General features: G+C 70.1%; 14 protein-coding genes. 5 read left to right on the top strand and 9 right to left on the bottom strand.

Annotated features, from left to right (window positions below):
* Window positions 1-732: 732 nt before the first annotated feature.
* Both ACWDX7_RS05405 and ACWDX7_RS05400 read right to left on the bottom strand, forming a co-directional pair.
* Window positions 733-2,169, bottom strand: a complete 1,437-nt coding sequence (locus ACWDX7_RS05405) for a hypothetical protein (RefSeq protein ID WP_451488185.1) — start codon at window positions 2,167-2,169, stop codon at window positions 733-735.
* A 182-nt stretch (window positions 2,170-2,351) separates the two neighbouring features.
* Window positions 2,352-2,684, bottom strand: coding sequence for a hypothetical protein (locus tag ACWDX7_RS05400; protein ID WP_451488184.1), 333 nt, complete (start codon window positions 2,682-2,684; stop codon window positions 2,352-2,354).
* 952 nt (window positions 2,685-3,636) lie between these two features.
* On the opposite strand from ACWDX7_RS05400, the gene ACWDX7_RS05395 reads away from it, so the two are divergent.
* From ACWDX7_RS05395 to ACWDX7_RS05375, 5 genes are all read left to right on the top strand, one after another.
* Window positions 3,637-4,122 carry a MarR family winged helix-turn-helix transcriptional regulator gene (locus ACWDX7_RS05395; protein ID WP_451488183.1) on the top strand — a complete coding sequence of 162 codons (486 nt, stop codon included), beginning with the start codon at window positions 3,637-3,639 and terminating at the stop codon, window positions 4,120-4,122.
* Window positions 4,123-4,220: 98 nt separating this feature from the next.
* Window positions 4,221-5,711 carry an MFS transporter gene (locus ACWDX7_RS05390; protein WP_451488182.1) on the top strand — a complete coding sequence of 497 codons (1,491 nt, stop codon included), beginning with the start codon at window positions 4,221-4,223 and terminating at the stop codon, window positions 5,709-5,711.
* A gap of 65 nt (window positions 5,712-5,776) precedes the next feature.
* A complete protein-coding gene (locus tag ACWDX7_RS05385) occupies window positions 5,777-6,217 on the top strand; it encodes a pyridoxamine 5'-phosphate oxidase family protein (protein WP_451488181.1) in 441 nt (146 codons plus the stop codon).
* Window positions 6,218-6,614: 397 nt separating this feature from the next.
* Window positions 6,615-7,787, top strand: coding sequence for a PP2C family protein-serine/threonine phosphatase (locus ACWDX7_RS05380; RefSeq protein ID WP_451488180.1), 1,173 nt, complete (start codon window positions 6,615-6,617; stop codon window positions 7,785-7,787).
* A 348-nt stretch (window positions 7,788-8,135) separates the two neighbouring features.
* Window positions 8,136-8,567 carry a MarR family winged helix-turn-helix transcriptional regulator gene (locus ACWDX7_RS05375; RefSeq protein WP_451488179.1) on the top strand — a complete coding sequence of 144 codons (432 nt, stop codon included), beginning with the start codon at window positions 8,136-8,138 and terminating at the stop codon, window positions 8,565-8,567.
* Between the two features lie 123 nt (window positions 8,568-8,690).
* Here ACWDX7_RS05375 and ACWDX7_RS05370 read toward each other — a convergent pair whose 3' ends face one another.
* The 7 genes from ACWDX7_RS05370 to ACWDX7_RS05340 form a co-directional block, all read right to left on the bottom strand.
* Window positions 8,691-9,887 (bottom strand): PP2C family protein-serine/threonine phosphatase, encoded by a 1,197-nt coding sequence (locus tag ACWDX7_RS05370; RefSeq protein ID WP_451488178.1) that lies wholly within the window; start codon window positions 9,885-9,887, stop codon window positions 8,691-8,693.
* Window positions 9,888-10,050: 163 nt separating this feature from the next.
* On the bottom strand, window positions 10,051-10,446 hold the full coding sequence (locus tag ACWDX7_RS05365; RefSeq protein ID WP_451488177.1) for a MarR family winged helix-turn-helix transcriptional regulator: 396 nt from the start codon (window positions 10,444-10,446) through the stop codon (window positions 10,051-10,053).
* A gap of 252 nt (window positions 10,447-10,698) precedes the next feature.
* The gene (locus ACWDX7_RS05360) at window positions 10,699-12,051 is read right to left on the bottom strand and encodes a PP2C family protein-serine/threonine phosphatase (RefSeq protein WP_451488176.1); all 1,353 of its coding nucleotides are present in this window, start codon (window positions 12,049-12,051) and stop codon (window positions 10,699-10,701) included.
* Complete coding sequence (locus tag ACWDX7_RS05355) at window positions 12,048-13,067, bottom strand: SpoIIE family protein phosphatase (protein WP_451488175.1); 1,020 nt, start codon at window positions 13,065-13,067, stop codon at window positions 12,048-12,050. Before ACWDX7_RS05355 ends, ACWDX7_RS05360 begins: the two co-directional genes overlap by 4 nt.
* A complete protein-coding gene (locus tag ACWDX7_RS05350) occupies window positions 13,064-13,543 on the bottom strand; it encodes an anti-sigma regulatory factor (protein WP_451488174.1) in 480 nt (159 codons plus the stop codon). Before ACWDX7_RS05350 ends, ACWDX7_RS05355 begins: the two co-directional genes overlap by 4 nt.
* Window positions 13,527-13,937 (bottom strand): STAS domain-containing protein, encoded by a 411-nt coding sequence (locus ACWDX7_RS05345; RefSeq protein ID WP_451488173.1) that lies wholly within the window; start codon window positions 13,935-13,937, stop codon window positions 13,527-13,529. Before ACWDX7_RS05345 ends, ACWDX7_RS05350 begins: the two co-directional genes overlap by 17 nt.
* The gene (locus ACWDX7_RS05340) at window positions 13,934-14,806 is read right to left on the bottom strand and encodes an STAS domain-containing protein (protein WP_451488172.1); all 873 of its coding nucleotides are present in this window, start codon (window positions 14,804-14,806) and stop codon (window positions 13,934-13,936) included. The genes ACWDX7_RS05345 and ACWDX7_RS05340 overlap by 4 nt, the downstream gene beginning before the upstream one ends.
* Between the last annotated feature and the right edge of the window lie 30 nt (window positions 14,807-14,836).

Raw genomic sequence — 14,836 nt, 5'->3', positions numbered from 1 at the left:
AGGCAGCTGAAGCCGGATGCCGCCTTCGGACCGAACACGTACGAGCCTGGCGGTCTCGTGGCAACCGCCCGTCTGACGTAGTTCCACGAGGAGATGCTGAGACGACATCCTCACGGTCCGGCTCCGCAGAGTCACCCCGATGAGACACTTCATAGTGTCTGGAGAACCGTCCAGCTTCTGCTCGTAGGCCACCCCTGCACGCAGCGCAGCCGGGCCCGGCACCGACTGCGCAGCCTGTGCCAGCATCGGCTCAACCGGCGGTCTCAGCATCACCCCCGGGGCCTGCCTTCCGTCCTCCCTCCAGAGTCCCCGGGCCGGACACACCCGGCCCGGCAACCGTCCAGGGCGTCATCCATCCGAGGGGCCGCCGGGGCCGTCTGACGAGCTGTAGGACCTGTGTACGGCACGGTAACGGCATGCGCCGCTGGTCCCTGCCCCTGCTCCTCACACCCACAGCCGCCCGGAACTGCCCCCACTGCACAAACCCGTCACCATCGTCGCTCTGCTGGCCACTCCCGAGGCCGCGCGACCCACCATCCCAGCCGCAAGCCGGAACGTGATCCCGATGCGCAGAAGCTGACACCGTCCGAGGGGAATCGGCGCGACACGACCAGCCGCCGTTCACTACTGTCACCTGCGAAAGGATGTGGACATGGCACTGGTCAAAAAGGGATCGCGGCTCGTCACCGTGGACGGCACCACTTACCGGTGGGGACTCCGCGGACGGCCGACCTACGACCAGGGACTGGTACACCCAGCCATCGGTGAGTCCTTCTGCTTTCCGCTCCCCACATCCCCAGTTGGTTCACTCCGTGAACCAACTGGGGGCGCAGAGCCGCAGTGAGGAAAATGCAAGATCCGCATCACACCCGCCACCTCACCGGCAGCAGCGCCTGACCACTCCGCGGTGGTCTGCCCCAAGCACCCGGTCGGGGCAGGCCTCCCGACCGGGAAGCAGGGACTTCTTTGGCCGTTCCGTGGCCTCCGTTCTGGGCAACGCCGCAAGTTCGTGTATCGCGCACGACTGATGGAAGCCAGTGCAGCCGGTGAAGGCTTCGGCCCCGGCCCTTTCGGGATCCTCAGGGATCGGAGAGGGGCGGGGCCGAAGATGGGTGCGGGCAGCTCAGTAGCTGCCTTGGGAGTTACTGGGTCATGGCACCGAAGGACGATCCAACGGTGGGCAGGCCTTTCCAGCCTGGTAGGTCTGCACCGGGTCAGCGGCGCGGGAGAGCAGCTTGGCCCAGGGGAGGGCGTGGACTGCGCCGTGCGGGTCGGCCCGTCGGGCATGCCGACGTACAGGTGGCTGGCGCCGGCCGTGAAGTAGGCGCCCACCTTCTGTGAAGTTCCCGGCGTGCCCGGCAGGCCCGCTGTGCCGGCCTCGACGACCAAGTCGGTGGCGCCCGGTGCACCGACGGGCGGGATGACACGGATCGAGCCGGCGTCCTTGACTGTGCCGAGGTCCTCGCCGGGGACGCCGACTGCGACGAGCAGGTTCTGGGCGGTGCTGACGGCGCCGGGCTGGAGGCTTACGGCGGACACCTCCTTACCGAACTGGTCACCGGCTTCGTCGTCGCCCGTGATGTCGGCCGTGCCCTGGAAGATGTCGTGCAGTTGGGTGACGTTGCCGGCACCGGTGACGCGGAGGGTTACCACGCGGCCGGAGTCCTGGATGCCGGCGGTGGCGGTGTCCTCTCCCGGGGAGCCGACGGCGATGATCGTGTCCGTGGCGGGAGCGATGCCCGCGCTCGTGCGGTAGGGGACGGCTGAGAGCGCAGCGCCGAACAGGTCGCCCGTCTCCGCAGTGCCGCTGATGATGTCGCTGTCCTGATCGAGGAACATCAGCGAGTCGGGGGTGCCGGTGGCATCGAGCTTGTGGCTGAAGATCTGGATGCTGCCCGAGGTCGTCTTGGTGCCGATCGCCTCGTCCGGGGAGCCGATCACGATGTGCTGTGGCGAGGCGGCTACCGAGGTGCCGAACCGGTCACCCTTCTCCGGCTCGCCGCCGATGCCCGCCTTGCCTTGGTGGATGGAGACGTTGGTGGTGCCGGTGCCGTGCAGGTAGAAGACGCTTCCGGTGTCGACGACGCCGTCTACGTCCTCGCCGGGAGCGCCGATCACCAGGTACGGCTCACCGGTGGCAGTGGCACCGGCAGCCAGAGCGTGGCCCATTCGGTCACCGGCCTCAGGACCCCAGGCGGCCATGGCCGAGTTGCCCTGCTCCAGCAGGAGGACGGCCCGCGGGTGTTCTCCACGCGAGCCACGCACGTCAGTCGGCCGCGGGCTCCACGCCCCGTACGCGCGTCACCCTGCGGCTGAACTCCAGGCGCCCCGCCGCCGGGAGCAGCCACCGGCTACAGGGTGATGGCCAGCAGGATCACGGCCATCGGCGGGATCAGCGCGGCTCGCCCAGCCCACCGGCGCGCCCTGGCCAGCGCCGGGCGGCCGGGGAGCAGCCGGGAGACCACCACGAGCAGCGGGGTGATGGTCCAGGACGCCCACCAGAAGGCCATGGTGACCGCCACGGTCTGGGGGTGGGCGTCCGTGGCCATCGGGGCGAGCGCTCCGAAGAAGAGGGCCACGGGAATAAGGAGCACCGTCCAGGCCGTCGTCCACATCGACACCCCGTCGGGGCCCAAGTTCTCAGCGGGACGGGCGGCGGTCGGGGCTGGGATCGCTTCAGGCATGGGCACAGCCAAGCAGCTCCGGCTGCCGATTGCCTGCGCGGGTGTACTCAAGGCACCTCGCTCCTGGTACTCATCTGGCCCGGGCGGCCAGCGCCGGGATCCCGGTGCCGGCCGGTGCGCGCCGTCGACACCGCGCGGGGGCCGCCCTCTGCCAGCAACGGCAGTCACAGCACGGTGCCGTGCAGAGCGCGACGCTCTGCGGGCATCGACTAGCGGCGGGCCGCGAGGCCGGTCTGGAGTTCCTCGCCGATCGCGTCGCACAGCGGCGCCAGGACCTCGGCGGCCGCCGTGTGGGACAGGTAGGCCGGGGCGACCTCAAGCATCAGCTCTCCCAGCGCGTGGTTGTGGGCGGCGATGTCGTCGACGACGCGGCGCAGCGAGCGTGATCCGCCGGCGGGCCCTCGATCAGCGTGGGCGGGGTGGTGCGGACGTCGCGGACGGCCTGGCGGACCACCGCGTGCACCGTCGGCTCGTCGAAGGCCTTTGAGCTATTGTGGGCGAGCGTGGCGAGGCGGCGGGTGATGAGCTCCGCGACGTCGTCCGTGCGGTCGGCGACGGCGATCAGGGCGCGAGGCCATTGAGGAGGAGGGCGTGAGCGTCCCGAGGGCTGTCTGCGTGCATCCAGGCATCGTAGGTCGAACAGCTCGGGCGCCGGAGTCACGCCTGTCACTGGTCGGGAAGCGCCGTCCACCACCAATTCGAGCCTCTGTCGCAGTTCGCCGCAGCAGCCCACCACGCAACGCACTGCCACGAGAAAGCCGAGGCCCGACCTGATCCCTGTCCCCGGCACGCACCACGGCGGTCCCGCCCGCGTTGGAGCCGCCCCCGCACACCGCCTCCGAGCGTCTGGAGCCCCGGGCCCGCGCACCCGCCGGCGGCCTGGTCCGCCCGGCTTCATCAAGGTCTCTTCCGGATAATCCACCTCGGATCGAATTGCTCTACGCTGGCAGGCATGACCGCCATGACACCCGCGCGCACCGAACCGGACCTGTCGTTCCTCCTCGACCACACCAGTCACGTCCTGCGGAGCAAGATGTCCGCCGCCCTCGCCGAGATCGGTCTGACCGCCCGCATGCACTGCGTGCTCGTCCACGCCCTGGAGGAGGAGCGCACCCAGATCCAGCTCGCCGAGATCGGCGACATGGACAAGACCACGATGGTGGTGACGGTCGACGCCCTGGAGAAGGCAGGCCTGGCCGAGCGCCGCCCCTCCCGTACGGACCGGCGGGCCCGGATCATCGCCGTCACCGACGAGGGCGCCCGCATCGCCGGGCAGAGCCAGAAGATCGTCGACCGCGTGCATCACGACGCCCTGGCCGCCCTCCCCGAAGGGGACCGGGAGACCCTCCTGCGGGCCCTGAACCGCCTGGTCGACGACGGCCTGGCGACCCCCGCCGAGACACCGCGCAGCGCCCGCCGGGCGCGCCAGTCCAGGTAGACGCGAAGCGAGGACAAAAATAAGACCGAAGAAAATCGTCTGCAACAAAACCATCTGCTACGGTCACTCCTGTCGCCCCAATTGACAGGAGGCACCGCATGTTCGCCACATCCGGCTCCGCGCCGCCGCCCGCTTCTCCCGCCACTCCGCGCTCACGCCGGCTCGCCCTCGCAGTCATCGCCTCCGGGATGCTGATGACCGTCCTTGACGGCTCCATCGTGACCGTGGCGATGCCGGCCATCCAGAGCGACCTGGGCTTCACCCCCGCCGGCCTCAGCTGGGTCGTCAACGCCTACCTCATCGCGTTCGGCAGCCTGCTCCTGCTGGCCGGCCGGCTCGGCGACCTGATCGGCCGCAGGCGCATGTTCCTGGCCGGCACCGCCGTCTTCACCGCCGCCTCGCTGCTCGCCGGCATGGCCACTTCACCCGCCGTACTGGTCGCCGCCCGCTTCCTCCAGGGCATCGGCAGCGCGATGGCCTCCGCCGTCAGCCTGGGCATCCTGGTGACCCTGTTCACCGAGCCCAGGGAGCGGGCCAAGGCCATCGGCGTCTTCAGCTTCACCGGCGCGGCGGGCGCGTCCATCGGCCAGGTCCTGGGCGGCGTACTGACCGACGCGCTGAACTGGCACTGGATCTTCTACATCAACCTGCCGATCGGACTCGCCGCCCTCGCAATCGCCGTACGCGTCCTGCCCGGTGACCGCGGCCTCGGCCGCGGGGCGGGCGCGGACGTCCTGGGCGCCGCCCTGGTCACCGCCGGCCTGATGCTCGGCATCTACACCGTGGTCAAGGCCGAGGAGTACGGCTGGACCTCGGCGCGGACCCTCGGCTCCGGCGCCCTCGCCGCCGTCCTGCTCGCCGCGTTCCTCATCCGTCAGGCCACCGTGAAGAACCCTCTGATGCCACTGCGGATCTTCCGCTCGCGCAGTGTCTTGGGCGCCAACCTGGTCCAGATCCTGATGGTCGCCGCGCTCTTCTCCTTCCAGATCCTCGTCACGCTCTACCTCCAGAAGGTGCTCGGGTACGGCGCCGCCGAGACCGGGCTGGCGATGCTCCCGGCGGCGGCCGTCATCGGCGCCGTCTCTCTGGGGGTCTCCGCCCGCCTCAACGCCCGCTTCGGTGAGCGCAACGTCCTGCTGGTGGGCATCGCGCTCCTCATCGGGGTCCTCGCCCTCCTCACCCGCGTCCCCGTGCGGGCCAGTTACGCCGTCGACCTCCTCCCGGTCATGCTGCTCGCCGCGGGCTTCGGCCTCGCGCTGCCGGCGCTGACCGCACTGGGCATGTCCGGCGCGAGTGAGGAGGACGCCGGGCTCGCGTCCGGGCTGTTCAACACCACGCAGCAGATCGGCATGGCCCTGGGCGTCGCGGTCCTGTCCACCCTGGCCGCCTCCCGCACCGAGAGCCTCGCGGCGGAGGGCCGGACGGCGGCCGAGGCCCTGACCGGCGGATACCACCTGGCCTTCGCGGTGGGTGCGGGACTCCTGGTCACCGCCTTCGCCGTCGCCTTCGCGACGCTTCGCCGCCCCGGGCCCCAGGCCGCCCAGCAGCCCGCTGACAGGCCGGCTCCCGCCCACGCCGCCGCGCTCTGAGCCGCCCGCCCCCTTCCAGCCCCCACCACTCCCACCCCATCCCGACCACCGAAAGGCTGATCCCCATGAGCGAGAAGACCGACACCGAGACCACCGCCGGTACCACCCAGAACGACGGCCCGGCTCCCCGGGTGCTCACCGACCAGGAGCTCTCCCAGCTGATGGGCCGCCAGCAGTTCGGCGTACTCGCGAGCGTCAGGAGCACCGGCCACCCGCACCTGTCGACCGTCCTCTACGAGTGGAACGCCGAGGAGCGCCTCCTGCGGGTCTCCTCCACCGCCGACCGCCTCAAGGTCCGCCAGTTGCGCCGCGACCCGCACACCTCACTGCACGTCAGCGGCCCGGACGTCTGGTCGTTCGCCGTGGCGGAGGGCGAGGCCGAGATAGTGGACCCGGCGGACAGCGCGGCGGACGGCGAGCAGCCGCTGCCCGACCGGCGCGTGATGATCCTGATCCGGGTCTCCCGCCTGTACGGGACCGCCCTGGACCTCCCCGCCCAGGACTGACGGGGGTCGGGCGACTGAGCGTGCTTGCGCGCGCATCACGTACCCCACGGGGAGGGTCTCGACGGCGGCGAGGACTGACGTCGACGACCGCGCGCGCCGGCCCACGCCGCCGCAGCGTGCGCCCGCGCCCGCCCCGCCGCCGGTAGAGGTGGATGCGCCGAACACCCGGGCTCAGCGATTGATGTCCCCGTCACAGGTCACAGGCGGTAGAGTAGGCGACAGTTGCTTTATGGCAACTATTTAGGAGATGAACAGTGGTCGACAGTCGGAAGATGCGGATGACCTCCGCTCTTGCCGGTTCGCACGAAGTTCGTTGAGCGCGACCGCCATGCGTCGACGGCCGCCTCGGCGAGCCGCCCGATCTACACGGCCACTTCTCGGAGAAATGACGCTCACCATGACGAATTTCCTGGCTGTGGAACGCGCCCTGCGCACCGCTGCACCGCACGACCTTCTCCAGACGGTGCGCTCCGCACTCATTGCGCACTACGACGCTCTGGCAGTCGACCTTCTGATGGCCGATTACAGCTTGAGCGTCCTCCAGCAGGTCACAGCGCTCCCGCATACCGCAGAACCCCTGCCGGTACAGGCGACACCGGAGGGTCGCGCTTTCGGCAGTCAGGAGCCGTACGGTCAGTACTCCGTCCAGGGCAACGCCCTTGATCTTCATCTGCCGGTGACCGTGCGAGGTGACCGGCTCGGGATCCTCACGGTGCGCATGCCCGAGCACATGTGTACGGCGGAGACCGTCGGGGAGCTGACGGACGTGGCGGAACTGCTGGGACACGAGATCATCGTGGCGGAGCGGGACACCGACCTGTACCTGCAGGCCCGTAGGGCCAGCCGGCTGACCCTGGCCGCCGAGATGCAGTGGCAGCTGCTGCCCGGGCGGGCCTGCGCGCGCCCGGAGTACGCGATTGGTGCCCAGCTGGAGCCCGCCTACGACATCCACGGCGACAACTTCGACTGGTCCACTACCGCGGAAGCCCTCACCATGACCGTCACCAATGGGATGGGTGAGGGAATCCAGGCCTCGCTCCTGACCAACCTCGCGGTCAATGCCCTGCGCAACGCCCGCCGGGCCGGGATCGGTATCGCGGATCAGGCGGCGCTGGCGGACCAGGCTGTTTACGGTCAGTACCACGGGCGGGAGTACGTCTCCACCCTGCTGCTGTCCTTGGAGCTGGCCACGGGACGCGGCCAGGTGGTGGATGCCGGCTCGCCCCAGCTGTGGCGGTACCGGGAGAGATCCGTGGAGAGAGTCCAGTTCGAGGCGCAGTTTCCGCTGGGGATGTTCGAGGAGTCGCACTACGCGGCTCAGGGCTTTGAGGCCCTTCCGGGGGATCGCTTGATCTTCGTCAGTGACGGGGTGTACGGAGCCGCAGGCGAGGGCGGGGAGGTGTACAGCGAACGCGCACTGGCCCGCGCCATTCAGGCCACCAGTTTCCTCCCGGCCGCCGCGGTGCCGCGCGCGATCCTGGAGGAGCTGGCGGCTTACCGTGATACCGCCGCCGAGGACGACGCGCTGGTGACCTGCTTGGACTGGTTCGGTCGGCCCCCAGCGGCTTAACCTGGCATCGGGTGGACCCGCCACCGGCTGCTTGTCTGCCTGCCGGCAGTCCGGCCTCGACCGACCGGTGGCAGGTCTGGGTGACTGTCCGGCGGGCGCCTGGGCACCCGGGGTGTGTCCATCGTCCACGGCGGCTGCGTGCCGCCAGCAAACGGGTGTCCTTCGTTCAGCGGGCAATTCTGGCGCTTGACAGGGATTACTTTTCTCACAGAGGGCAGACGACGCGTATTCCTGTTCAGCCGGAGGCCCGTCACCGGCGGTGTGGCCTGAAAGGGATTGCACCTGCTTATTTGGGGAGTGACGGCCGCTATGGACCGTGCGGGACTACCCGAAGACCCTCTGTCTGCCATGGCGCAGGAGGTGGCCGACGCCGCGGCAGCGCTGGTGGACCTGTGGGAGCGCACCGCGCACACGGCTTCTCCCCGGCTGTCGAGCCTTCAACTGCGGGCCTTGACGGTCACACGTCGCAGCCCGGGCATCAATCTCACCCGGTTGGCTGAGGAGGTCGGTGCGGGAGCGCCCGCGGCCAGCAGGCTGTGCGACCGGCTCGAAGCCGCCGGTCTGCTGCGTCGGCAACGGAGCACGGACCGTCGACGCGAGGTGGGACTGATTTTGACGCAGCGTGGTCACGAGACAGTGGAGCGTCTGTACGAGCGGCGTTCCCAGGCGCTGCGTGAGGTGCTGCTCGACATGCCCGCCGATCACCGTCAGCACCTGCTGGACGGCCTGCGCGCCTTCACGGAGGCCACGGAGCCTCCCCGCCACTGGAGGGCCCCGTAGGCTGCAGCGGCGGTCCGTCCCGGGCTCCTCGGCCGCCGTGCCGCGATGGCCACAGCGGTCGGTCGTACGGACTGCGGACCGGTCGGCCCGTGGCCTTGTGACTTCGCCGCCGCTCGCCGTGGATCATCGCGCGGGCTGCTGCCCGCCGTGCCAGTCCATGCAGACGACGGCGGCGTCTTGAGGGAGTTCCCAACCGCCGTGGTGCTGCACGAGGCCGTCGACGAGCGCGCGGGCGGTTTCGTGCGTGGAGGACCGTCGGGTGGCGGCGATGGTCTCCTTCAGGGCACGTTCGCCGAAGGCGCTGCCGTCCTGCGTCGGGGAGCCGTGGACGCCGCTGCTGACGATCACCAGGCGGTCGCCCGGGGCTACGGCGAAGGGTTGCCGGCGGTAGTCGGTTTCCTCGAACATGCCCAGCGGTGACTGGGCTTCGAACGTGACGCGCTGCACGATGTCGTCGCGAAGCCGGAACAGCTGGGGCGATCCGGCGTCCACCGCCTGCGCTCGTCCGGTTCTCAGGTCGAAGCGCAACAGGAGGGACGGCGCGTAGTGTTCTCCGCCGTATTCGGCGTAGATCGCCTGGTCGGCGAGGGAGGCCTGGTCTTCGAGGGGGATGCCTGCCCGGCGAGCGTTGCGCAGGGCGTTGACGGCGAGGTTCGTCAGCAGGGCCGCGTGGATGCCGTGGCCCTGTCCGTCGGTGACCGTGATGGTCAGGGAGTCGTCGGTGGTGCTCCAGTCGAAGTTGTCGCCGCCGATGGCGTACGCCGGCTCCAGGTGGGCGCCGAGGGTGTACTCCTGCCGGCTGAACCCGCGGCCGGGCAGCAGCTGCCACTGCATTTCGGCGGCCAGTGTGAGCCGTCTGCGGCGGCGGGCCTGGAGGTAGAGGTCGGTGTCCCGGTCGGCCACGACCAGCTCGTGTCCCAGTGCGGTGGCGAAGGCCGCCAGTTCGAGTACGGCGGGAGCGCCCTCGGCGGGTTCGGGCAGGCGCACGGAAAGAACGCCCAGTCGGTCGCCCCGCACGGTGATCGGCAGGTGGGCGATGACGGTGCCGGGGTCGTCGGTGACTTCTACGACGGGAGCCTGGGCGGAGAACGCACGGCCGGCTGGAGCGCCGTCGCGGACAGCCACCTGGGTTCCGGTCTGGGGCAGCTGCGTGACTGGTTGCAGCACGGACAGTCCGTAGTCCGCGAGGAGCACCGTGACGTCGCTTGCCTGGACGTAGGTGGACAGCAGTTCCCGGGCTGCTGAGAGCAGAGAGGTGGGAGGTGCCGCTCGTAGGGCGCTTTCCGCAGCGCCGAGCCAGGCTTCGGAGTGGTTGTGCATGCCCTCTCCCCTCGATGCCCCGGCCCGGTGTGCGCTCGTGGGCGGGAGCCCGGCCAGCGTCGCAGAGGCATGATTTCTCATCATCCCTCTCCGTCGGCCGGGCGGCCAGGCCCCTGGCCGGACCCGGCGGTAGGGACCGGCATCGGGCGGGGCGGCCTGCGGGTCAGGCGGTGTCCGAGAGGCCGTTTCCTGCGCCTGGCGCGAGGTCAAGGCCGACATGTGCGACGGCTGCGTCATGGAAGGCTGTCAGGCCTTCGGCGAGGGAGCGGCGGTGCTGGGGAGACATCTCCTGGAGCACCTCGGCGATCTTCTGTGTCCGCAGTGCCCGGATGTCCGCCAGGACGGCGCTTCCGCGCCGGCTCAGGCTCAGCTCGACTTCGCGCCGGTTCGTGCTGCCGCGGGAGCGCTGCAGCAGGCCTGCCGCTTCCAGGCGGTCGCACAGGCGGCTGACCGCGGGCGGGGCGGAGCCGAGCGCTTCTCCGAGGTCACGCAGGTTGATCCCCGCCCGCTCTTCGATCACGGTCAGAGCGCGCAGCTGCGACGGTGGGACAGGTCCCACGGCGGTGGTTTCCTGCAGTGGGCGCCACAGGACCTCAAGCATTTCCGCGACGGCGCATGCGTCAAGGGCCTCCTGCTCATCGGCGCGGGAGTGGAAGGCTCTGGGCATCGCACCACTGTGTCACCCGGGAGCTCGTTTGTCAGGCGCGGCATCACGCGGGCTTGCCGCCCTCGTCGGGGGCGGCGTCGTGTCGCTTGCGGCCGAGGTTGGTGCGCCTGCTGAACCGCTCGCCTGAGGAGTGCGGTTGTGCGCTCACGCGCTGGTGTCCGAAGCAGGCCGGGCCGTTGCGTCCCGGGATGTGCGGCGGGCGTCTCTTTGCGGGCATGTGCTCTTGAGGGCGGGTGGGGTGATGCGTATGGCCAGGGCGAGGGTGTCGTCGCGGTGGAGGACGACGTGGTGCATGTCGGCGGCGATGGCGGCGGGGATGTCGGCCAGGGCTCTGGTGGCGTGGATCCGGGTGGCGCGGATGAGCCTCTTCTCCCCCTCGATCGGATCTTTGCGGCTTTCGGTGAGGCCGTCGGTGTACAGCAGGAGGAGGTCGCCGGGGCTCATGCGGGTGCGGAGAGGCTCTTCGCTGCCGGGGAAGGGGTAGCCGATGCCTCTGCCGCGTGCTTCCAGGTAATGGGGTGTTCCGTCCCCGCGAAGGAGCAGGGCGGGTGGGTGGCTGCCGTTGGCGAGGTGGAGTTCTCCGGTGGCTGGGTCGAGTCGGGCCAGGAGGACGGTGGCCATGAGGTCCGGGTCGAGGGGCATGAGGATTTCGTGGGTGCGGGTGAGGATCGACCGCAGTGAGTGGCCTTCGAGGGCGAGGGTGCGCACGGCGTGGGTGACGTTCAGGGCGCTTCGGGTGCTGCGCACCCCGTGCCCGAGGGCGTCCACGACGGTGATGTGGAGGGTGCCGTCGGGCAGGACGAACCAGTCGTAGAGGTCCCCGCCGGTGGGGGCCTCGGGGTCGGCCGGGGCGTAGTGGACGGCGAGCTCGATGCCGTTGACGGCCGGCGGGGGCGGGCGCAGTGCGTCTTCGAGTTCTCGCAGGACCTGGCCGTGGGCCCGTCGCAGTTGTTCGTCGCGTTCTTCGAGCTGTACGTAGAGGGCCAGGACACCGGCGTTGGTTTCGGCGAGTTCGTGTTTGAGGCGGCGGTGCTCGGCGGTGAGGGCGTCGGCGAGAGCGAGAGTGGTCCGGAGTTCTTCGTCGATGTCGCGGGCCTCGGACCGAGATGGCCCCTGGGCAGGTACGCGGGGCCTGGAGGGCGGGCACGGGGAGGAACCGTGCTCCTCCTTGCGGTCCCTTCGGGGCAGGGGGATGTGCCAGGTCGCGGAGTCGGGGGAGGTGACCGGGGCCGGCAGGGGCAGGTTGGCCGTGGGGAGCGGTGTGGTGGCCTCAGGGGCCCGCAGGGTGATGACCAGCTGGGGGCGCTCGCTTTGCGGGGTGTTCTCGTGGCTGGTGCAGAGGACGACGGGCCGGCCGGCGTGCAGCTCGTCGGCCGCGAGGTCGGTCACGGACAGCACCAGGCGGCCCCTGACGTCAGCGGGCAGCCCGTAATCGCTCGCGAGACGGCGCACGGTGCGGCGCAGGGGCGTCAGAGCGGAGAAGTGCCTGGCCTTCATGTTCGCCTGGGCTGCGGCCGGACGGCCAGCACGGTGGCGTCGTCGCGGCTGCGGTGGTAGCGGTGCGCGACGGCAAGGGTTTGCAGGGGCAGGGGCAGACGCAGGAGGTAGTGGGGCGGGCTGTGGGCCCACCGGTTATCTATGCCGTCGCTGTGCAGTACGACAGCGGCTCCTGGTGCGAGGTCGACGGTGTGCAGGCGTGGGTCGGGCATCCGCCATCCGACTACGCCGGGCTGGCCGGACAGGCGGTGGTGCACCTGGTCGTGGGTGAGGGCCACCATCCGTACGTTGCCGATTCCGCAGTACTCGACTGTTTCGGCATGCAGCCGTACCAGGCCCACTGCTGCGCCGCGGCTGTGGCGCAGGACACGGTGCATGGCTCTCGCGATGTCGGGAAGGTCCCGTTCTCCTGTGCTGCGGACGGAGCGGATGGCTGCTTGGGCGACTTCGTCCGCTTCCATGCCGTGGCCCAGGCCGTCGATGACCGCGGCGGTACGGACGTCTGCGTGGTCCAGGACGGCGGCGGCGTCCCCGCAGTACTGTTCGCCGGCTGCGGGCAGGCGGATCAGTGCCGCCTGCTGTGGAGCCGCCGCATCGCGCTGCTCGGGCACGGTGAGGCGCGCGCAGGCCAGTGTCCCGGTGCCGGCCCGCGTGCTGATCGTGAAGTCGGTGGCGATGCGGCGGACAGCTCCCAGGCCTGCGCCCAGGGTGCCCGTGGTGGTGTAGCCGTCGGTCAGGCACCGGTCCAGGTCGGGCATTCCCGGGCCGTGGTCGGCGGCCAGGATTTCCAGACCGCCACCGAGCGGGAGTGGCTGCAGGTACAGGGATCCGTCATGCGCGTGCTTGTCCAGGTTGCTTGCCAGTTCGGATGCCACGACCGCCGCCTTGTCGGGCATGGCGCCGGGCAGGCCGCACTCCCGGGCCAGGGAGCGGGCGGTCTCGGCAGCCAGGTGCACGGCGCTGTAATGGTCGATGCGGACATGAGCGGTGGGGCCGCCCGGAGTGGCGGATGTCATGGGCGGGTCCACCGGGTGACCGAGACCGTCGTGCCTTCGCCCGCAGCGGTGTGCAGCTCGAATTCGTCCATGAGCCGGCGAGCTCCGCCAAGGCCGTGGCCGAGTCCCGCGCCCGTGGTGAAGCCGTCGGTCAGAGCCTCCTCGACGTGGGCGATACCGGGACCGTTGTCGCTGATCGTCAGCCGTAGGCCCGCGGCACCGACACGATGCAGGTACTCGATGCGCAGGGCCCCTCCCCCGCCGTGGATGTAGGCGTTGCGGGCCAGTTCGCTGGCCGCGGTGATCACCCGGGTCTGGTCGACGATTCCGAAACCCACGGCGACGGTGGCCGCGCGGACGGCGTGGCGGACCGCCAGGAGATCCTCTTCTGTCCGCAGCTCGATACGAAGGGGTGGGGAGGGCTCCGCGGTCTCTTGCGGTCTTGTGGGGGCGTCGGTCCCCGCGGCGGTGGGCCTGTGGTCAGAGAGTCGTGTCATGTGGTGCCCTTCTCGGGGGCTGCCCGCCCTGGTGCCATCCGAGCGCGGCCATGCCGTGCTCCGCGTTGAGGGCGGTTTCGACGCCCGCGAGTTCCAGGCCGAGTTCCACGAGGGTGATGGCCACCGGGGGCCGCATGCCCGCCACGATCACCCGGGCTCCCAGGAGCCGTGCCATGGTGGTGAGTTCCATCAGGGTGCGTGCCACGAAGGAATCGATGATCTCCAAGCGGGAGATGTCGATGAGCACGCCGTGGGCACGGTCGGCCGCCACGCGCTCGGTGAGCTCTTCGGCGAAGGCCACCGCGGCCTTGTCGTCGAGTTCGTCGAGGAGGCCGGTGACCAGGACACCGCCCAGCCGCAGTATGGGAACACCGGTAGTCGGATGACTTCTCATCGCGGCTTCAGGGCGTGCGACTGGGGGGCGGTTCCGCTGGTGATCTTGATCGCTTCGGACAGGGCGTCGGCGAGCGTGGCGCGGGTGAGGATCCCGCCGAGGTCGATGCCCAACTGGGCGATGGTCTGGGCAATGGTCGGGCGGATACCGCTGATGACGCAGTCGGCGCCCATGAGCCGCACGGCGCTGACCGTCTGCATCAGGTGCTGGGCGACCGCGGTGTCGACGGTCGGCACACCCGTGATGTCGATGATGGCGACCATCGCTTCGTGCTCCTGGATGGACTGGAGCAGGTTCTCCATCACCACCTGGGTCCTGGCGGTGTCGAGGGTGCCTATCAGCGGCACGGCGAGGATGTGCTGCCACAGCCGCACCACGGGCGTGGAGACCTCCAGGAGTTGGCGGCTCTGCCTGCGGATGATCTCTTCGCGGCCTTCGGCATAGGCCGCGAAGGAAAGGACCCCTGCGGCGTCGAGCAGCTCATTGATCAACAGCGCGGCGGCGAACAGGTCACCGGCGTCTTCCGTGGTCAGCTGAACCGCCTCCAGCACGGCTTCCTTCAGTGCGAGAACGGCCAGTGACGTGGCGGTCGGTGTGGCCCCGGCCCGTGCCCGTCGCAGCGACAGATCGCTCACCGCCCGATTGAGGTCGCGGTGGGAGCTGACCACTTGGTCGATGGGCAGGGAGGTACCCAGACCGGAGATCAGGGCAGCGACCAGGGCGTCGGCCTCTTCGCGCAGGTCACGCTCGCCGACGGTCGCCCGCAGCTCGGCGCGGGACTGCTGGAGCTGCACCCACCGGTCGGCGACCTCGTCGCCACGCGCCTGCAGGGCTTTGGTGACTCGCTGCCGGACGTCCGCACTGCTCACAAGGGATCCCTTCACTCCGTCGGGCGCCCA

This window comes from Streptomyces sp. NPDC003034 (genome assembly GCF_053591375.1).
This window is presented reverse-complemented; position numbering and strand designations above follow the sequence as displayed.